Source organism: Janthinobacterium sp. PSPC3-1, assembly GCF_049896105.1.
In the GTDB taxonomy this organism is placed as follows: domain Bacteria; phylum Pseudomonadota; class Gammaproteobacteria; order Burkholderiales; family Burkholderiaceae_D; genus Janthinobacterium.
Genome location: NZ_JAFCTQ010000020.1, coordinates 56,480 through 75,353, shown reverse-complemented (window position 1 = coordinate 75,353; position 18,874 = coordinate 56,480). Strand labels below are relative to the sequence as shown.

General features: G+C 63.2%; 21 protein-coding genes. 6 read left to right on the top strand and 15 right to left on the bottom strand.

Going from position 1 to position 18,874, the window contains the following annotated elements; all coding sequences use genetic code 11:
• Nucleotides 1-44 precede the first annotated feature (44 nt).
• The 11 genes from ACP7B7_RS19910 to ACP7B7_RS19860 all read right to left on the bottom strand — a co-directional run bounded on the left by ACP7B7_RS19910 (nucleotide 45) and on the right by ACP7B7_RS19860 (nucleotide 11,344).
• Complete coding sequence (locus ACP7B7_RS19910; protein WP_426077810.1) at nucleotides 45-728, bottom strand: OmpW/AlkL family protein; 684 nt, start codon at nucleotides 726-728, stop codon at nucleotides 45-47.
• Between the two features lie 84 nt (nucleotides 729-812).
• The gene (locus ACP7B7_RS19905) at nucleotides 813-2,183 is read right to left on the bottom strand and encodes an SGNH/GDSL hydrolase family protein (protein ID WP_426077809.1); all 1,371 of its coding nucleotides are present in this window, start codon (nucleotides 2,181-2,183) and stop codon (nucleotides 813-815) included.
• 243 nt (nucleotides 2,184-2,426) lie between these two features.
• A complete protein-coding gene (locus ACP7B7_RS19900) occupies nucleotides 2,427-3,422 on the bottom strand; it encodes an L-threonylcarbamoyladenylate synthase (protein ID WP_426077842.1) in 996 nt (331 codons plus the stop codon).
• Nucleotides 3,423-3,439: 17 nt separating this feature from the next.
• Nucleotides 3,440-4,645, bottom strand: coding sequence for a 5-(carboxyamino)imidazole ribonucleotide synthase (locus ACP7B7_RS19895; RefSeq protein ID WP_426077808.1), 1,206 nt, complete (start codon nucleotides 4,643-4,645; stop codon nucleotides 3,440-3,442).
• Complete coding sequence (gene purE / locus ACP7B7_RS19890) at nucleotides 4,646-5,146, bottom strand: 5-(carboxyamino)imidazole ribonucleotide mutase (protein ID WP_308924220.1); 501 nt, start codon at nucleotides 5,144-5,146, stop codon at nucleotides 4,646-4,648.
• A 1-nt stretch (nucleotide 5,147) separates the two neighbouring features.
• On the bottom strand, nucleotides 5,148-6,041 hold the full coding sequence (locus ACP7B7_RS19885) for a phosphoribosylaminoimidazolesuccinocarboxamide synthase (protein WP_308924219.1): 894 nt from the start codon (nucleotides 6,039-6,041) through the stop codon (nucleotides 5,148-5,150).
• A 118-nt stretch (nucleotides 6,042-6,159) separates the two neighbouring features.
• Nucleotides 6,160-7,224, bottom strand: a complete 1,065-nt coding sequence (fba, locus tag ACP7B7_RS19880) for a class II fructose-bisphosphate aldolase (protein WP_308924218.1) — start codon at nucleotides 7,222-7,224, stop codon at nucleotides 6,160-6,162.
• Nucleotides 7,225-7,426: 202 nt separating this feature from the next.
• The gene (pyk, locus tag ACP7B7_RS19875) at nucleotides 7,427-8,875 is read right to left on the bottom strand and encodes a pyruvate kinase (RefSeq protein WP_308924217.1); all 1,449 of its coding nucleotides are present in this window, start codon (nucleotides 8,873-8,875) and stop codon (nucleotides 7,427-7,429) included.
• 123 nt (nucleotides 8,876-8,998) lie between these two features.
• Nucleotides 8,999-10,210, bottom strand: coding sequence for a phosphoglycerate kinase (locus ACP7B7_RS19870; protein WP_308924216.1), 1,212 nt, complete (start codon nucleotides 10,208-10,210; stop codon nucleotides 8,999-9,001).
• A 77-nt stretch (nucleotides 10,211-10,287) separates the two neighbouring features.
• A complete protein-coding gene (locus ACP7B7_RS19865) occupies nucleotides 10,288-10,638 on the bottom strand; it encodes an AzlD domain-containing protein (RefSeq protein WP_426077807.1) in 351 nt (116 codons plus the stop codon).
• Nucleotides 10,631-11,344 (bottom strand): AzlC family ABC transporter permease, encoded by a 714-nt coding sequence (locus ACP7B7_RS19860; protein ID WP_308924215.1) that lies wholly within the window; start codon nucleotides 11,342-11,344, stop codon nucleotides 10,631-10,633. Before ACP7B7_RS19860 ends, ACP7B7_RS19865 begins: the two co-directional genes overlap by 8 nt.
• A gap of 278 nt (nucleotides 11,345-11,622) precedes the next feature.
• Here ACP7B7_RS19860 and ACP7B7_RS19855 point away from each other — a divergent pair, with 278 nt between their 5' ends.
• The 4 genes from ACP7B7_RS19855 to ACP7B7_RS19840 are packed head-to-tail and all read left to right on the top strand — an operon-like array spanning nucleotide 11,623 to nucleotide 13,863.
• The gene (locus tag ACP7B7_RS19855) at nucleotides 11,623-11,817 is read left to right on the top strand and encodes a zinc-finger domain-containing protein (protein WP_308924214.1); all 195 of its coding nucleotides are present in this window, start codon (nucleotides 11,623-11,625) and stop codon (nucleotides 11,815-11,817) included.
• Nucleotides 11,818-11,846: 29 nt separating this feature from the next.
• On the top strand, nucleotides 11,847-12,272 hold the full coding sequence (locus ACP7B7_RS19850) for a YybH family protein (RefSeq protein ID WP_308924213.1): 426 nt from the start codon (nucleotides 11,847-11,849) through the stop codon (nucleotides 12,270-12,272).
• A 6-nt stretch (nucleotides 12,273-12,278) separates the two neighbouring features.
• Nucleotides 12,279-13,280: a YheT family hydrolase gene (locus tag ACP7B7_RS19845; protein WP_308924212.1), complete on the top strand. Its 1,002-nt coding sequence runs from the start codon at nucleotides 12,279-12,281 to the stop codon at nucleotides 13,278-13,280.
• Complete coding sequence (locus ACP7B7_RS19840) at nucleotides 13,273-13,863, top strand: DUF2946 family protein (protein ID WP_308924211.1); 591 nt, start codon at nucleotides 13,273-13,275, stop codon at nucleotides 13,861-13,863. The genes ACP7B7_RS19845 and ACP7B7_RS19840 overlap by 8 nt, the downstream gene beginning before the upstream one ends.
• On the opposite strand, the gene ACP7B7_RS19835 is transcribed toward ACP7B7_RS19840, so the two are convergent.
• On the bottom strand, nucleotides 13,864-15,471 hold the full coding sequence (locus tag ACP7B7_RS19835; RefSeq protein ID WP_308925677.1) for a M48 family metallopeptidase: 1,608 nt from the start codon (nucleotides 15,469-15,471) through the stop codon (nucleotides 13,864-13,866).
• A gap of 120 nt (nucleotides 15,472-15,591) precedes the next feature.
• Between ACP7B7_RS19835 and moaC the strand changes: the two genes are divergently transcribed.
• Nucleotides 15,592-16,098 carry a cyclic pyranopterin monophosphate synthase MoaC gene (gene moaC / locus ACP7B7_RS19830; RefSeq protein WP_308924210.1) on the top strand — a complete coding sequence of 169 codons (507 nt, stop codon included), beginning with the start codon at nucleotides 15,592-15,594 and terminating at the stop codon, nucleotides 16,096-16,098.
• Here moaC and ACP7B7_RS19825 read toward each other — a convergent pair.
• Nucleotides 16,072-16,485, bottom strand: a complete 414-nt coding sequence (locus ACP7B7_RS19825) for a DUF6713 family protein (protein WP_308924209.1) — start codon at nucleotides 16,483-16,485, stop codon at nucleotides 16,072-16,074. The genes moaC and ACP7B7_RS19825 overlap by 27 nt on opposite strands.
• Nucleotides 16,486-16,577: 92 nt before the next feature.
• Here ACP7B7_RS19825 and ACP7B7_RS19820 point away from each other — a divergent pair, with 92 nt between their 5' ends.
• The gene (locus tag ACP7B7_RS19820; protein WP_426077806.1) at nucleotides 16,578-17,300 is read left to right on the top strand and encodes a flagellar brake domain-containing protein; all 723 of its coding nucleotides are present in this window, start codon (nucleotides 16,578-16,580) and stop codon (nucleotides 17,298-17,300) included.
• 12 nt (nucleotides 17,301-17,312) lie between these two features.
• Here ACP7B7_RS19820 and ACP7B7_RS19815 read toward each other — a convergent pair whose 3' ends face one another.
• On the bottom strand, nucleotides 17,313-17,777 hold the full coding sequence (locus tag ACP7B7_RS19815; RefSeq protein WP_426077805.1) for a pilin: 465 nt from the start codon (nucleotides 17,775-17,777) through the stop codon (nucleotides 17,313-17,315).
• A 214-nt stretch (nucleotides 17,778-17,991) separates the two neighbouring features.
• Nucleotides 17,992-18,873, bottom strand: a complete 882-nt coding sequence (sucD, locus tag ACP7B7_RS19810) for a succinate--CoA ligase subunit alpha (protein WP_308924206.1) — start codon at nucleotides 18,871-18,873, stop codon at nucleotides 17,992-17,994.
• Nucleotide 18,874: the final 1 nt, after the last annotated feature.

The following is an 18,874-nucleotide window of genomic DNA, read 5'->3' as shown; positions in this document are numbered from 1 at the left end:
AAAAAAATCCGCCAGCTGGCGGATTTTTTTCGACTGCAGCTAGCTTAGAAAAACTTGTAGCCGATGCCGACGCTGACGGCGGTCGGGTCCAGCTTGATATTCTGCGTCTGGCCGGTCGAGAACTTGGCCGTGGTTTTCAGATACGTCTTGATGATGCCCACGTCGGCGAACCAGCGCTCGTTAAACGCCAGGGTGGCGCCCAGCTGGATGCTGCCGGCCAGCTTGTTTTTCAGGCGGTAGGTCGATGGAGGTCCACCCGGATCGAGCAGGGCCGTCATCGCGCCCGAACCGCGTTCCTTCTGGAAGTAGGCATACGTCAGACCGGCGCCCACGTAAGGACGGATCATGGTGTTGGCCTCGAAGAAGCGGTACTGCATCAGAAAGGTCGGTGGCAGCACCTCGGACGTGCCCAGCTTGCCGGTGCCCTTGATAGCACCATCGCCCACCAGGTCATGCTTGTACGGCACGCCCAGGTGCAGCTCGGCCGAAATATTGTCGGTGACCATATAGGCCAGGGTCAGGATCGGCTTGGTGTCGGACTCGACGTCGGCCTTGGTGTTCGGCAAGGCCGGCGCCGTCATGTCGCCGCTGGTGACATGCGGGGTGATCTTGTTGAGGCCGACCTTGGCGGTAAAAGTACCGGCGCTTTGCGCGGAGGCCGCCGACGCCAGCGTCATGGCCGCGATGGCCGCCAGCAACTGCGCCGCGCTATTGAAACGTTTGTTCATGTTGTCTCCTGATTCATCATGTGCGGATAGTGGACTATCCAGTCATTCCTTCAGGCGCCCCGGCATGGCCGGGGCGCTGCCCGATTACAGCCAGCCGCGCGTTACCATGTCTTTGGCCACATAACGCGCCAGCAACAGGTTGTTGAACGGCGAAGGATGCACATCGTCGGCATAGGAGTAATGGCTGACGTCGCCGGCGATCAGGTTGCTGCCGTTACACACCAGCGAGCTGCCCAGCGGATTTTTGGCAGCGGTCAGGTCGCAGGCAGGCTCCTTGACGTTGGTCAAACCATACGGACCAGGGTTGCTGGCCTGGTCGTGGCTGACGGCAAACACGTCGACCAGCAGGACCTTGTCATTGGCGGCCAGGCCGGTGCTGATCTGGGTATTGAAGGCGCTCACCATGGCATTGATCAAGGCGCGGGTGTTGGCATCCTTGCTCAGGCCCGATGGCGTATTGGCCACGTCCGGCAGGTTGTTGACGACCACATGGGTCGCGCCCTTGGCAATGATCTGGTCCTTGACCAGCGCCACCAGTTCGGTACCGGCCGTGCCCATGGCGGTCACCAGTGCCGGGCCGTTGGCGGCGGCGTAGTCGGCGCCGGCCTTGGCGCCGGCGGCGGTGGCGGCGGTTTGCGCCGTGGCCACCATCGGGCCATAGACGGCGGCCGAAGCGACCGCCGAATTGCCTGGCTGCACAGCAGCGGCGCCAACGGCGGCCGTCACGATGGTGGTGGTGGTGGCGCCTGGCGCCGCGCTGGCCGTGCGGACGGCCGCGGTGATGGCGGCGCCGGCGGTGGCAGGATTGGTGGCGCCGGCGGCCAGCAGCGGAATCAGGGTGCTGGCAAACGTGGCGCTGCCGGCGGCGGTGCCGGCGGCCGTGGCGGCCGCTTGCAGGGAACCCAGCTGGAACAGCAAGTCATTGCCGCCCGCCATCACGAACACCACTTCGGTGCCGCTGAACTTGCCACCCGATGCCGCCAGGTGGTTGGCGATCTGGGTGGTTACCGGCACGGTCAGGGCGCCCAGCGCGCTGCCCGTCAATTTGTTGTTCGGGCCGACCGGGTTGGTCACGCGCGAGCCGCCCATGGCATAGCCGAAGCAGCCGGCCTTCTTGACCGATGGCACGAAAAAGCCCTGGGCCACATTGCCGTCCAGGCCGGTTTGCGCGGCGCAGGGTGCCGGCAGGCCGAATTGCGCGGCCAGGTGCTCGGTCCAGTTCTTGCCGGTCAGCTCGGGATTGATGGCGGTATTGTCGCCGTTGATGGTGAATTTGCCGCCTTTCAGGGCAGCGACCGTGCCGACCGCATACGAGCCGACGTCGGACAGGCTGTCGCCGAACGAGACTTGTGCCGTGTATTTGACTTTCAGGGTCTGGTCGCCGCCGCCGGAGCCGCCGCAACCGGCCAGGACAGCCGCTGTCAGCGCGGCAAGCGCGAATTTGGTGTATTGCATTTTGTCTCCTAATGGTCTTTTTTTGGTTTACAAACGAACGGGCGTGCTATTCGCTACCCAACTAATATGCCATCGTTCCGTACGCTTGTATAGAAATTACGCTTGAAAAAACAGCCAAATTACAACACCTCTTTCCCTACCGGCAAGACAGGGCGATACGACCAATTATGGCGCAAGAGTACTGATTCGTGGCAATGATTTGTATTGCGTTGCATCAAGAAAAAGCCCCTGACGGGGCTGGTTTCAGACGCTGAGAAATTGCTGCAGGATGCCGGTCGAGCCGAATGCGGCGCGGCGCAGGCGGTCATTGACGCCCAGCCAGGCGGGGCCGGTGGGCGGTGCTTCCACCAGGATCAGCTCGGCGCCGACCTGGTCCATCGTGCGCAGCGAGGCGTACAGCGCGTGTGCGTAGGAAGCGGGGTCCGCCTTCAGGCGCACGCTGGCCGACGCCGGCGGCAAGTCCGAATAGTGGATCAGCGCCACCCGGCGCCCGGCATTGAGCAGCTGGTTCAGGGTTTCGCCCAGCAGGTCGCCGTGCTGCATCGCAACAGGAGTATGTGGCGCATAGTGCGAATCGAGCGTGCCGGAGGCGCGCGGCGCGGCCGCGTCGGGCAGGGCCGGCAGCTGGCCGATCACCGCCGCGATCTGCTCGCCGCTGATATGGCCGGGGCGCAGCAGCACCGGGCCATGCGTGGCCAGGCGCGACAAATCGACGATGGTCGACTCGATGCCGACCTCGCTCTGGCCGCCGTCGAGCACCGCACCCAGCAAGCCGCTGGCCAGTTCGGCCTCGAATTCATCGCGCACATGCTGCGCGGTGGTCGGGCTGACATTGCCGAATTTGTTGGCCGACGGCGCCGCCACGCCACCGTTGCCGCCCTTGAAAGCGGCTAGCAAGGCGATAGCCACCGGGTGCGAGGGGCAGCGCAAACCGACCGTATCCTGGCCGCCGGACACCGCATCGGGAATCTGCGCGGCGCGCTTGACGATCAGGGTCAGGGGCCCCGGCCAGAAAGCGGCCACCAGTTGCGTCGCTTCCACCGGCAAGTCGTCGCACCAGTGCGCCAGGTCGGCGCCCGGCGCCACATGCACGATCACCGGGTGGTCCGACGGGCGGCCCTTGGCCTGATAGATGCGCGCCACGGCGGCGGGGTTTTCCGCATCCGCGCCCAGGCCATACACGGTCTCGGTGGGAAAGGCCACCAGCGCGCCCGCTTCCAGCAAGGCAGCGGCGGCCATGATCGACTGCTGCTCGCTCACGGCGCAATTCCCAGGATCAGGCAAGCCTCATGCAATTGCTGCTGTGCTTGCGGCAAGGTGGCGGCGACCAGGGTCAGGTGCCCCATCTTGCGGCCACGGCGCGGATCGTCCTTGCCGTACAGATGCAGGCAGGCGCCCGGCAGCGCCAGCACCTGGTCCCAGGCAGGTTCACGAATGGCATCGCTGTCATCGCTGAACCAGGCGTCGCCCAGAATATTGAGCATCACCGCTGGCGAGTGCTGGCGCGTGTCGCCCAGCGGCAAGCGCGCCATCGCCCGCACCTGCTGCGCGAACTGGCTGGTGACGCAGGCGTCCATCGTGTAATGGCCGCTGTTGTGCGGCCGTGGCGCCATTTCGTTGACCACCAGCGAACCGTCGGCCAGCACGAAAAATTCGATGCACAGCACGCCCACATAACCGAGCTCGGCCACCATGGCCTGCGCCGCCCGCTGAGCTTTCGCGGCGCAGTCGATTGAGACGTTCGGACCCGGCACGGTGGTGGTAAACAGGATGCCGTCGCGGTGCACGTTTTCGGCGATCGGATACACCACCGAGTCACCATCGACGCCGCGCGCCGTCAGCACCGACACCTCATAGGCCAGCGGCAGCATTTTTTCCAGCAGGCAGGTGACCTGACCCATCTCGGCAAACGCGGCGCGCACCTCGTCGCGCGACTTCACGCGGACTTGCCCCTTGCCGTCATAGCCCATGCGCACGGTTTTCAAGATACCGGGCAGCAAGTCGTCAGGAATCGCGGCGATATCGTCCTCGCTGGCGATCACCTGGTGCGGCGCCGGCAGCACGCCGGATTTCCCGGCGCAATCGACAAAGAAACGTTTTTCGGCGATGCGGTCCTGCGCCACCGACACGCCATGCGCGTTCGGCGCGACAAACACGCTGCCGGCCAGGCGCGACAGGCTGTCGGCCGGCACGTTTTCAAATTCGGTGGTCACCGCCAGGCATTGCGCGGCCAAGGCATCCAGGCCGGCGGCATCGCTGTAGCCGGCGTTGACCAGGCGCTGCGCGACCTGGCCCGCAGGACAGGCGTCCGATGGCTCAAGGACTGCCACCTGGTAGCCCATGCCCTGGGCCGCCTGGGCGAACATGCGGCCCAGCTGGCCGCCGCCCATCACGCCCAGCCAGGCGGGCGGGTTGGCGGTGGGCAGGAAGGGAGAGGACTGCGGATCGAAAGAATTGCTCATTTATTCCAGCGGTAAAGTCATCGCCTTGGCGGCGTCGGTTTGCGTGACACGGAAGGCTTCCAGCTGCGCGGCCAGTGCGTCGTCATTGGCGGCGATCATCGCCACCGCCGTCAGCGCGGCATTCGCGGCGCCCGCTTCGCCGATGGCGAAGGTGGCCACCGGCACGCCCTTGGGCATCTGCAGGATCGACAGCATCGAGTCTTCGCCGCGCAGGTATTTCGAGGGCACGGGCACGCCCAGCACCGGCACGATGGTCATCGCGGCCACCATGCCAGGCAGGTGGGCCGCGCCGCCGGCGCCGGCGATAATCGCGCGCAAGCCACGCGCACGCGCGCTTTTCGCATACGCATACATTTCGTCGGGCATGCGGTGCGCGGAAATGACCTGCGCCTCGAACGGCACGCCGAACTGTTTCAGGATGGCGACGGCGTTCTGCATCACGTCCCAGTCCGAGGACGAGCCCATGATCACGCCGACCAGTGGTGTTGGTTGATCAGTCATCTCAGGCCTTCAGCTTCTCGCCGGTCAGGCGCTCGATGGCTTCGAAGTACTTGGCCTGGGTCTTGTCGATCACGTCGGCCGGGAGTGCCGGCGCCGGCGCCGTCTTGCCCCAGCTCAATGTTTCCAGATAGTCGCGCACGAACTGCTTGTCGAACGATGGCGGCGACATGCCGGGCTGGTACGAGTCGGCCGGCCAGAAGCGCGAGGAATCGGCCGTCAGCACTTCGTCCATCAGATGCATCACGCCATCGTCGTCCAGGCCGAATTCAAATTTGGTGTCGGCAATGATGATGCCGCGCGTGGCGGCGTAGTCGGCGGCCGCCTTGTACAACTGGATGCTGACGTCGCGCATTTTGGCGGCCAGTTCCGCGCCGATGCGCTGTTCCATTTCAGCAAAGCTGATGTTTTCGTCGTGCTCGCCCAGCTCGGCCTTGGCGGCCGGCGTGAACAGCGGTTCCGGCAGTTTTTCAGCCTGTTGCAGGCCGGCCGGCAGCTCGATGCCGCAGATGCTGCCCGTGTCCTGGTAATCTTTCCAGCCCGAACCGATGATATAGCCGCGCACCACCGCCTCGACCATGATCGGTTTGAGGCGCTTGGCCACCACCGCGCGGCCTTGTACCTGCTCCACTTCCTCAGGCGCCACCACCGATTCAGGCGCCACGCCCGTCAGGTGGTTCGGCACGATATGGCCCAGCTTTTCGAACCAGAAGTCGCTCATCTGATTGAGGACCTTGCCCTTGCCGGGAATCGGCTCGTTCATGACGACGTCGAAGGCCGACAGGCGGTCGGTGGTGACGATCAGGATCTTGTCGTCGCCGACGGCGTAGTTGTCGCGCACCTTGCCGTGGCCGAGCAGTGGCAGGGAATGGATGGAGGTCTGATAGAGGCTGTTCATAGCGGAGGGAGTGGTTGGATGAAACGAAACATGAAGCGAAACCGGCGCGCAGGACAGTCGCCCGCCGGTCGAGAACAACGGGCCAGGATCAGTGTCCGGGCCCGTTCCAGACAAGATTTTACTTCACAATCTGCGACAGTTCGCCGGCCTTGTAGCGCTCGGCCATTTTTTCCAGCGGAATCTGTTTGATTTTCGACGCCTGGCCTTCGCAGCCAAACTGCTGGAAGCGGGCGCGCACGATCTGCTCGGCAGCCAGGCGGGCTGGTTTCAGATAGTCGCGCGGGTCGAATTTGGACGGGTTCTGGAACATGAACTGGCGAATCGCGGCCGTCATCGCCAGACGGATATCGGTATCGATATTGATCTTGCGCACGCCGTGACGGATGCCTTCCTGGATCTCTTCGACCGGCACGCCATAGGTTTCCTTCATGTCGCCGCCGAATTCACGGATGATGGCAAGCAATTCCTGCGGCACCGACGAGGAACCGTGCATCACCAGGTGGGTGTTCGGGATGCGTGCGTGGATTTCCTTGATGCGGTCGATGGCCAGGATTTCGCCGGTCGGCTTGCGGGTAAACTTGTAGGCGCCGTGCGAGGTGCCGATGGCGATCGCCAGTGCATCGCACTGGGTGCGCTGCACGAAGTCGGCCGCTTGCGCCACGTCCGTCAGCAATTGCTCGCGGGTCATCGTGCCTTCGGCGCCGTGGCCGTCTTCCTTGTCGCCCTTCATGGTTTCCAGCGAACCCAACACGCCCAGTTCGGCTTCGACGGTGACGCCGATGGCGTGCGAGAACTTCACCACTTCGCGCGACACTTCGACGTTGTATTCGTACGAGGCGACCGACTTGCCGTCCGCTTCCAGCGAACCGTCCATCATCACCGACGAGAAGCCGGAACGGATGGCGGCCATGCAGATCGCCGGCGACTGGCCGTGATCCTGGTGCATCACGACCGGAATATGCGGATAGGCTTCGATGGCGGCGTCGATCAGGTGACGCAGGAAGGCTTCACCGGCGTACTTGCGCGCGCCAGCGGACGCCTGCATGATCACCGGCGAGTTCAGCGCGTCGGCGGCAGCCATGATGGCCTGCACTTGCTCCAGGTTGTTGACGTTGAAGGCCGGGATGCCATAACCGTTTTCGGCGGCGTGGTCCAGCAATTGACGCATGGATACGAGAGACATGGTAATACTCCAGATAACAATAGAAACTGTGGCGACGCTTCGCGGCAGGGTGAGCCGCGCCGGCGTCTGCTAATTTTCACAAACGTCTGACAGAACCGTAGCGAGCGGCAGCGAGTTGCGGCCGAGAAGCGCAGCTGTACTTTAGTACAGTGAGCATCGCAGGCTGCAAATCGCGACGCGCAGTAGGTTATGTCAGGCGTTTTCAGTCGTATTCGCCCACGCGTACGATCTTCAGAGCATTGGTACCGCCGGCCTGCCCCATCGGCGAGCCCCAGGTGACGACGATCATGTCGCCCTTTTTGACGATGCCATTGGCGACCAGCAAATCTTCGGCCTGTTTCAGCACTTGTGCGCTGCTGCCGTTCTGCAGCAGGTGGTAGGCGCGCACATTGCGGTACAGGGCGGCCTTGCGCTGCGTGGTCACGCTGGGCGTCAGGGCAAAAATCGGGGTGTCGATGCTGTGGCGGCTCATCCACAGCGGGGTCGAACCGGACTCCGTCATCGCCACGATGGCTTTCACGCGCAGGTGGTGGGCCGTGAACAGCGCGCCGTAGGCGATCGACTGGTCGATGCGGGTAAACGTGACGTTCAGGAAGTCGGCATCGAGCTTGTTGTATTCGGACTGCTCCGCTTCGACGCAGATGGCGGCCATCATTTCCACCGTCTCGATCGGGTACTTGCCCGAAGCGGTCTCGGCCGAGGTCATCACGGCGTCGGTGCCGTCCAGCACGGCATTGGCCACGTCGGATACTTCGGCGCGGGTCGGCACGGCGTTGACGATCATCGATTCCATCATCTGCGTGGCCGTGATCGCCAGCTTGTTCGAGGCGCGCGCCATCTTGATCATGCGCTTTTGCAGGGCCGGCACGGCCGCATTGCCCACCTCCACGGCCAGGTCGCCGCGCGCCACCATGATGCCGTCGGAGGCGTCGAGGATTTCCTGCAGCACCGGTATCGCTTCGGCGCGCTCGATCTTGGCGATCATCATCGGCTTGTGGTGGTAGGGCTCGCCGGCGATATTGGCCAGGGTGCGCGCCATTTCCATGTCGGTCGCGTTTTTCGGAAACGAAATGGCCAGGTAGTCGGCCTGGAAGCTCATCGCCGTCTTGATGTCTTCCATGTCCTTGGCCGTCAGCGCCGGCGCCGTCAGGCCGCCGCCCTGGCGATTGATGCCCTTGTTGTTCGACAACTCGCCACCGATCTTGACCACCGTGTGGATTTCGTTGACGACGATGCGCTCGACGATCAGCACGATCAGGCCGTCGTTCAGCAGCAAGACGTCATCCTTGTTCAGGTCGCGCGGAAGGGCCTTGTAGTCGAGGCCGACGCGTTCCTGGTTGCCCAGCTCGCCATTCTCGCCCCACTTGGCATCCAAAATGAACTTGTCGCCCGGTTCCAGCTGGATACGGCTGTTTTCAAACTTGCCAACGCGAATTTTTGGGCCCTGCATGTCGGCCATGATGGCCACTTCGCGGCCGCATTCGGCCGCCGCCTGGCGCACCAGCGCCGCGCGGTCGATATGGTCTTGTGCCTTGCCATGGGAAAAATTCAAACGCACCACGTCGACGCCCGCCCGTATCATCTTGACCAGAATGGCCAGGTCGGTGGAGGCGGGGCCGATGGTTGCTACGATTTTTGTACCGCGTGGCATAGGATTCCTTGTGCGTGAGCAAGAGGTTGGAACATATCGAGGCTAAAAAACTGCGCCTCGGCAAGGTAAAAGCGCAGCGGTCAGGCTGCGCTTGGTGCGTACTTACTTTACAGCGGCCCTGTCTTAGCCGGCGCGCTGGACCAATACTTCGACTGCTGGCAAAGTCTTGCCTTCCAGGAATTCCAGGAAGGCGCCGCCGCCGGTCGAGATATAGCTGATTTTATCGGTAATGTCATATTTTGCAATCGCCGCCAGGGTGTCGCCACCACCGGCGATCGAGAACGCTTTCGACTCGGCAATGGCCAGCGCCAGCGTTTTCGTGCCATGGCCGAACTGATCGAATTCGAATACACCGACCGGACCGTTCCAGACGATGGTGCCGGCAGCGCCAATCTGTTCGGCCAGCAGGGCCGCTGTTTTCGGGCCGATATCGAGAATCATGTCGTCGTCCGCCACATCGGCCACGTCCTTGACGGTGGCCGTCGCGGTTGGCGAGAATTCCTTGGCGCATACCACGTCGACCGGAATCGGCACTTGCGCGCCGCGCTGGGCCATGATCTCGATGATGGCCTTGGCTTCATCGACCAGTTCCGCTTCCACCAGCGACTTGCCTACATTCAAGCCGACCGCCTTCATGAAGGTGTTGGCGATGCCGCCCCCGACGATCAGGTTATCGACCTTGTCGGACAAGGCCTTGAGGATGGTCAGCTTGCTCGACACTTTGGAACCGGCAACGATGGCCAGCAGCGGCCTGGCCGGCGCATGCAGCGCCTTGCCCAGCGCGTCCAGTTCGGCGGCCAGCAGCGGGCCGGCGCAGGCGACCGGGGCGAACTTGGCGATGCCGTGGGTGGAGGCTTCGGCGCGGTGGGCGGTGCCGAAGGCGTCGTTGACATAGATATCGCACAGCTTGGCCATTTTTTGCGCCAGTTCATCGCTGTTTTTCTTTTCGCCCTTGTTGACGCGCACGTTTTCCAGCAGCACCACCTGGCCGGCGGCCAGGGATTCCAGGCCGGCGCCGTCGATCCAGTCCTGTTTCAATTCCACTGCCTGGCCCAGAAGTTCCGACAAACGGACCGCGACCGGCGCCAGGCTGTCGGCCGGCTTGAATTCGCCTTCGGTCGGACGGCCCAGGTGCGAGGTCACCATGACGGCGGCGCCAGCGGCCAGTGCGGCGCGGATCGCCGGCACCGAGGCGCGGATGCGGGTGTCTTCAGTGATCTTGCCACTGTCATCTTGCGGCACGTTCAGGTCGGCGCGGATGAATACGCGCTTGCCTTGCAGGGCGTTTTGGTCGATCAAATCTTGCAGACGGATGAAGTTGAGAACAGCTGACATGGCGATCCAGATGACGAGTGGAAGGAAGTGCGCTATTTTACCGCAAGCACCAGCGCAATTCGCTGATTTGTCCCGCTTTACTGAAAAACATGCAACAAGCGCAATCCGGTGAAAACCAGCATGCCGAACACGATGGTTTGCAGCATATTGCGCCGTATCAAATAAAAAATCGTCGCGGCAATACCGGACAGCAGTTTCAAATTGAACAGGTCGAGCTGTACCTGGGCGCCATCCATCAGCAGGCCGGGCGCGATAATCGCCGCCAGCGCGCAGGCCGGCGCAAAGCGCAGCATCTCGTTCACGCGGCGCGGAATCGTGATGTGATGGCCCACCAGCCAGAAGGTGCTGCGGGTGGCGGCCGTGGCCAGCACCAGCACCACGATGGTGGCCCATACGTCAAAACTGTCCAGGTTGATTGCGTCAGCCATGTTTTTTCGTCCATTTTTCCGTCAGTTCTTCCACCGCCATGGCGGTGACCATGCCGGCCAGCACCGCTACCAGCAAGCCCAGCTTGTACGGCAGGCGGAAGGCAGCCACCGCCACCGCGCCCGACACCAGCACGCCGCACAGGGCCGCGCGGCCCGGCACCAGCGGCACTGTCACGCAGATGATGGCCAGGGTCCCGGCAAAGCCCAGGCCCCATTCGGCCGGCACCGCGGCGCCGAGGAAAATGCCGGCCAGCGAGCCCACCTGCCAGGCCGTCCAGTTCGGGTAGATCAGGCCTTTCAAAAACGGCACCTTGCCCGGATCGGGCGTTTCCAGCGGGTAGCGCTGCAGGAACAGGCCGACCGCGATATCGCCCGAAATATAGCCGAGCGCAAGACGCTGGCGCCACGGCAGGTGGGCAAAATGGGGCGCCAGCAGGGCCGAAAAGATCACGAAACGCAGGTTGACCACCAGCGCGGTGGCAAAAATCACCCAGATCGGCGCGTGCGCGGCCAGCAGCGGCAAGGACGCCAGCTGGGCAGAACCGGCAAACACCAGCAGGGTCATCACGCTGGCCTGCGTGACCGTCAGGCCGCTTTTCACCATGGCGATGCCGACCACCATGCCCCAGGCGGCGATGCCGATCAAGGTGGGTGCGCCCAGCAGCAGGCCTTCGCGGAACGACTGGCGTTGCACGGTGGTGCTCAAACGGCGCTCCGGCCGGCAAAGTGTAGTATTCGCACAACGATGGTGCAGGCCAAGGGCATCGCGCGCGGCGATGAAAAGACGGTATCAGGGTTCATGGTGGCGGCATGCACGCGCGCTTTTCGGGTGAAAACGGCGGCTTGCCCTAGCGGATCAAGCCGCCATTCTACGGATGAATTTTACTGCCTGCGCGAATCCGTTAAAATCGTGCTTTCGCCGCAGTTGTATCGCACCTTCATTTTCACCATAACTTATACCTTAGCCTCACGGAGCATGACAAGATGACAAACACCACCCAGCCAGCGGTCGAACTCGACGGTAAAGACCTGCCAGCCCACTGCCCTAACCCGGCCATGCCGCTGTGGTCGTCGCATCCGCGCGTGTTCCTGGAGTTTGATAGCCACGGCGTGGCCAAGTGCCCCTACTGCGGCACCGCCTACACCCTGAAGCCAGGCGCCAGCGCCGGCCACCACTAATCCGCCCAGCCGCCCAGACCGGAGTCGTCATGAAAAGTGTGAAGGAATTGAATGGCAGCGCCGCCGAAGTCGAAGCGGCTTTCTATGATGCCCTCAACCGCGCCGACCTCGATGCGCTGATGGCGCTGTGGGCCGACGATGAGGAAATCGTCTGCATCCACCCGGGCGGCGCGCGCCTGATCGGCCATGCCGCCATCCGCGCCTCGTGGGAAGCCGTGCTTGCCGGGGGCGGCCTGCATATCCGGCCGACCCAGCTGCATGAAACGCATAACCTGATGAGCTCGGTCCACACGGTGGTCGAGGGCGGCACCGCCAGCGAAGGCACGCCCGCGCATTTGCTGGCCACCAATGTCTACGTGAAAACCCCGCGTGGCTGGCGCATCGTGCTGCACCATGTCTCGATCGCCCCCGGCGGCGCACCATCGGACGCGGCCGGAGCGCAGATCCTGCATTAACCGTCGATGAACTACCGCGCGCCTTTCTGGTTGCCTGGCGGCCATCTGCAAACCATCGTGCCGGCCACCTGCCTGGCCAAGCCGGCGGTGGCGTTCCGGCGTGAACGCTGGCAGGCGCCCGACGGCGATTTCGTCGATGTCGACCTGGTCGACGGCCAGCCGGGCCTGCCCTTCGTGGTGCTGTTCCACGGGCTGGAGGGTTCATCGAACAGCCATTACGCGCGCGCCCTGATGGCGCAAGTGGCGGCGCGCGGCTGGTCGGGCGCGGTGCCGCATTTTCGCGGCTGCTCGGGCGAGGCCAACCAGGCGCCCCGCTTCTATCATTCGGGCGACGCCGAGGAAGTGGACTGGGTGCTGCGCCGTTTGCATGCCCGCGCGACAGGCAAATTTTACGCGGCCGGCGTCTCGCTGGGCGGCAACGCCCTGCTGTGCTGGCTGGGGCAGTCGCAGCATGGCGCCGATTTCGTCGACGCGGCCGCCGCCGTCTCGGCGCCGCTGGACCTGGCGCAAGGCGGCAAGGCCCTGTCCTCGGGCGCCAACCGTTTGTATACCCGCATGTTCCTGAACACCCTGAAACCGAAGTGCCTGGCCAAGCTGGAGCAGTTTCCCGGCCTGTTCGAGCGCGAAGCCATGCTGGCCGCGCGCGACCTGCACGCCTTCGACAATGTGGTGACGGCCCCGCTGCACGGCTACCGCGACGCCGACGACTACTGGCACCGCGCCAGCGCCAGGCATGTGTTGCAGGACATCACCGTGCCGACTTTGGTGCTGAACGCGCAGAATGATCCGTTTTTACCGGGGCAATATCTGCCGCGCCTGGCCTCGCCGGCCGTGACCCTGGATTATCCGCGCCACGGCGGCCATGTCGGCTTCAGCAATAGCAGCCTGGACTGGCTGCCGCGACGCTTGCTGCAGTTCTTCGAACAGGGCAGCGCGGCGCCACCGTTGGCGCAAAGCTGTCAGGCTGGCGCCATCACCGCTCTCAAGGAAGTTGCTGAACATGGATGAACTCGTCAAACAGGCGCTGGCCAAATGGCCGAACGTACCGCATTGCTACGGCTGGCTGGGGCTGGACGCGCGCGGCCACTGGCGCATGCGCGACGAGCGCGCGCAGCAATTGCAGCTGCCCGGCGACAAACTGGCCCATGCGGCCCTGATCGGCTTTATCAACCGTAACTATGATCACGATGAACGCGGCTGCTGGTTTTTCCAGAACGGCCCGCAGCGCGTCTACCTGAACCTGGAAGCGACGCCGTTTATCGCGCGCAGCGACCCGCAGCACGGCTTTGTGCTGCAGACGGGCGCACCCTTGCCGGCCATCGATGCGGCGTTTCTATGCGACAACGGTACGCTGATCCTGCAACACGGCGAGATCGTCGCGCAACTCGACGACCGCGACATGGCGCAGGTGGTGGGACAGTTGCGCCTCGACGGCAAGGCAGTCAGCGACGAAGCCTTGCTGGCATGGCTGGACAGTGGCGCCGGCGCCTTGACCTTGCTGCATGGCGGCCAGGCGATCCCGGTGCGGCCGCTGGCGTACGCCGAAGTGCCACAGCACTTCGGTTACCAGAGAGTACCGCAGCCGGCCTGATCAGGACTTCTCCGCTTCCAGCTGTTCGCGCCGCTTCTTCTGCAGCTCGCGTTCGCGCGCGTCGATCACGGCCTGGTCATAAAAGGTGGCGTCGGTCGACTTGCGGGCGATCGTCAGCTGGTCCAGCGCGGCCATGGTGGCGCCCTGCAGCACATACGATTCGGCCAGCGCGATATGCTGCAAGGCCATCTTGCCCTGGGTCGAATAAGCTTTGGCCAGCAAGTCGTACAGTTCCGGCTCTTCCTTGTAGAGCTGCACCTGGTCGCGCAGGTAGATGGTCGCCTGGTCGAGCTGCTTGTCGGCGATCAGCGCTTCCGCATACTGATAGGCAATCCCGCGCGACAGCGGAAACTGGTGGCGCGCCGCATCGGCCGCCTTCACCGCCAGGGGCGCCACTTCCGGCTTTTGCGCCGGCATCAGCAGCACTTCCAGCGCCAGTGCCGCCAGCAGCGAATTGGGGCCCTGCGTGCCGCCCGACGTCAGCACGTTCGGCCCGGCCGGCTTGTGCAAGGCCGCGTTGGCCGCATCGAGTTCGGCCTGCGCCTCAAGCGTCTTGCCCTGCTTGATGGCGACAAACGCCAGGCCATAGTGGGCCGCCGTCACCTGGAAACGGCTTTGCTGTTCCAGCTGGGTCCTGAAGGTTGCTTTGGCGTTCAGCAAACCCTGCATGCTTTCATCCTGCAGCACGCGGGCACGCGCGCGCGCCAGGTGGAAGTTCAGGCTGTCGGCCCGCTGTTTGTACGGCTGCTCGCGGATGCGCGCCTGGATGTCGGCGATGCGGTCGGTGGTCAAAGGGTGGGTTTGCAGATAGGCCGGCATCAGATCGCTGTACGAACGGCTGGCCGCCTGCATGCGGCCAAAGAAGGCCACCATGCCGGTGGTGTCGAAACCGGCTTCGCCCATGATCTGGAAACCGATGCGGTCGGCCTCGCGCTCGGCGTCGCGGCCAAAATTGAGCTGGCGCTGGATCGCCAGGCCCTGGCCGGCGGCAAACACGCCCATCGCCACGTCGCCCCCGGCGCGCGACGCCAGCGCAGCCAGCAGAATCGCCGCCAGCGGCATCAAGGCGTCCTGGCGCTGCTGGCCCAGCATGCGCGCGATATGGCGCTGCGCCACATGGCCGATCTCGTGCGACAGCACGGAAGCGAGTTCCGCCTCGGTCTGCGCCGCCAGCAACAAGGCCGAATGCACGCCGATAAAGCCGCCCGGCAAGGCAAACGCATTGAGTTGCGGATCGCGCACGACAAAAAAGAAATAGTCGTAGCTGGTTTCGCCGCGCACGCTGGGCCGCGCCGCCACCAGCGCATTGCCGAAGGTATTCATGTATTCCAGCAAGGGCGCATCATCGAGATAATCGCGGTCGCCGCGGATGCTGCGAATGATCTCTTCGCCAACCTTGCGCTCCATCGCCGGCGACAAATCCTGGCGCGACGCGTCGCCCAGATTGGGCAAATTCGGCGCGGGCGCCACCGGCAGCGGCGTCCACTTGCTCTCGGGCTTGTTTGGCGTGGCGGCGGCGGCGCCATACACGCCAGGCTTGGGCTCCTGCGCCAGCGTCCATGGCGCGGCCAGCAGCAACGCCAGCGCACTGGCGCGCAAGGAGATCATGGGGGAAATAAGTTTGGATTTCACGGCTGCTATCATAACCTGTAAGCGGCGTCATTTTCCACGCGTGCGCCCCGCCCTATAATGATGGCAAGAACAACCGCCAGAAATCGACCAGACACCATGACCACACCAGAGCAAGACGCGCCCGCCGGCGCACTGACCCACTTCGACGCCACCGGCCAAGCCCATATGGTCGACGTGGGAAACAAGGGGGACACGCGCCGCAGCGCCGTGGCGGCCGGCACCATCCGCATGCAGCCAGCCACCCTGACCATCATTGTCAAAGGCAACGCCAAGAAGGGCGACGTGCTGGGCATCGCCCGCATCGCCGCCATCATGGGCGCCAAGCGCACCAGCGACCTGATTCCGCTATGCCACCCTTTGGCGATCACGCGCGTGACGGTCGACTTCGAAATTGACGAAGCCGCCAGCAGCGTCCACTGCCGCGCCCAGGTCGACACGACAGGAAAAACCGGTGTGGAAATGGAAGCCCTCACATCAGTACAGATCGGTTTGCTGACCATCTACGACATGTGCAAGGCGGTCGACCGCGGCATGGTGATGACCAATGTAAGGGTGCTGGAAAAGCATGGCGGCAAGTCAGGCGACTGGACGGCCGCTTTGTAAACGCAGCTCATTGAGCAGCCACGCACCACACCCCAGGCACAGCGCGATGACCGCCACCGACAGCGGCAAATGAAACTGTTCCCGCCCCGCCAGCGCAAAGCCGGCGTGGATCAAAAAGGTAGCCACTCCCAGCGCGCCACAGATGCCGGCGTACAGGCGCGCACGCGGCAAGGCCAGCAGCACCTGCCGGTAGCCGGCCAGCACCACGGCGATGGCCGCCAGGTTGAATGCCAGGAAGCCCTGCACGCCGCCCGGCAAATAAAACATTTCCCATTCACGCCAGTAGGCGGCGTCGATCTGATGCAGGATCAGGCATAACATGGTCCAGAAATAGCTGCGCGCCATGATGTCTTTCATGATAAACAAGATGACGCGATTGTAAAACATGAGTGCCAGGTCGCCGGCGTTTTTTGACAGCTATGCTTTTTCCGCAAGCTTCATGCATACTGCGATCACATCATCATGAGGAAAGCGCGCGCATGACAGACAAGGAGACCGCGATGGAAGCCAAGCTCGAACAATTCGAATTCGATGCGATGAACCTGCAGGTCGGTGGCCGCATCCAGTTCATCACGCATCGCGGCATCAAGCCGGTGCGGCATTTTTCCACCTTGATCGGCTATCTGCGCGATGAATACCTGATCGTCAAGACACCGCAGGAAAACGGCAAGGCCATCGTGCTCGACGAGGGTGACAAGCTGACCATCCGCGTGTTTTCGGGTGTCAGCGTGTGTTCGTTTGCCTGCAGCGTGCTGCGCGTGTTTGGCCGGCCGCTGCATTACCTGCATCTGAGCTTTCCGGACATCATCAACGGCACCAGCTTGCGCGGGGCGATGCGGGTCAAGGTCGAGTTGCTGGCGCAGCTGATGTGCCGCGACCAGCCCGAAGTACCGGTGTGTATCGTCAACCTCAGCGTCACCGGTGCGCTGATCGAGTCGCCCGGCATGCTGACGCCCGACGACAGCGGCGTGACCCTGGTATTTACCCTGCTGGCGCCGCCGCGCCAGCAGCCGCTGCGCATCGCGACGCGGGCCCGCATCCAGAATCTCAGCATGGGCAAATCCACCACCGCCATCGTCGGCGGGCAAGACGATGTCTATACCTATGGCCTGCAATTCATCGACCTGGAATCGGCCCACTATACCTTGCTGCAAAACCTGATCTATGAAGCCCTGATCACGGACCGGCAAAAAATCGTCTAGCGCCGGCGACCGTCACAGCGACGCCGCCGCCTGCGGTATATTGCTGCGCAAAATTGCTTCCCTGGCCGCCGTATTGGTGATGCTGGTCGAGTTGAACCAGGTCAGGCTGCTGCTGCCGGTACGCAATGCCATGGTGATCGTCTGGCCGCCAAGCCCCGTACCGAGGTCATTGGCCAGCGTCAGCGTGATATCGCCATTGAGAACGGCGGCGCTGGCCACTTCGCGCGTCGCGCTGAAGGCCGGAATCGCGCTGGGCGCCGCTTCGCTGGAGGTACTGCAGGCGGACGCCTCGCCACCATTTTCCTGCACGCACAAGGCGACCGCCGTCTTCAGCGGCGCGGCCGCCGCCAGCACATTGCTGACCTTGGCCCGCATCGTGTAGTCGCTGTATTGCGGAATCGCCACGGCTGCCAGGATGCCGGCAATCGCCACCACGATCATCAGTTCTATCAGGGTAAATCCGGACTGCGCGCGCATGGTGTTCTCCTGTGTTCACATGTTCATCAGGGAGAAAGTGCAAGCGCCATGCCAGCGCCGCGCACGGGCGGCGCCAGGCATCAAGGCAAGAAAAGCGACGCGGCACGTCCGTTTGCGCCCGCCGCCGTCGCCGCGTGACCAGAATGGCCGTGGCCGCCAGACAATAAAAAAAGGAGCCGAAGCTCCTTTTTTGTACTGTTTCAACCAGGCTGTATTACAGCATGGCTTTCAGCAGACGCGCCATTTCCGACGGGTTCTTGGTGACGGTGATGCCGCACGCTTCCATGATTTCCAGCTTGGCTTGTGCCGTGTCGGCGCCGCCCGAGATCAGCGCGCCGGCGTGGCCCATGCGCTTGCCTGGAGGCGCGGTGACGCCAGCGATAAAGCCGACCACCGGTTTTTTCATGTTGTCCTTGATCCAATAAGCGGCATTGGCTTCGTCAGGACCGCCAATTTCGCCGATCATGATGACCGCGTCGGTATCCGGATCGTCATTGAACATCTTCATGATGTCGATGTGCTTCAGACCGTTGATCGGGTCGCCGCCGATGCCGACTGCCGACGATTGGCCCAGGCCCAGTGCGGTCAGTTGACCGACTGCTTCATAGGTCAGGGTACCCGAACGCGAGACCACGCCGATGCGGCCCTTTTTATGGATGTGACCTGGCATGATGCCGATCTTGATTTCGTCTGGCGTGATCAGGCCTGGGCAGTTAGGGCCCAGCAGCAGCGTTTTGCTGCCCGACTTGGCCATGCGGTCTTTCAAGGCCATCATGTCACGGACAGGAATGCCTTCGGTGATGCAAATGGCCAGATCCATTTCAGCCTCGACAGCTTCCCAGATCGCGGCGGCCGCGCCTGCTGGCGGCACATAGATCACGGAAACGTTGGCGCCGGTTTCTTTTTTCGCTTCGGTCACGTTGGCGAAAATAGGAATGCCTTCGAAATCTTCGCCGGCTTTTTTCGGGTTCACGCCTGCCACGAAGGCAGCTTTGCCGTTCGCGTAGTCGCGGCAACCGCGGGTGTGGAACTGGCCGGTCTTGCCGGTGATCCCTTGGGTAACGACTTTGGTATCTTTATTGATCAGAATGGACATG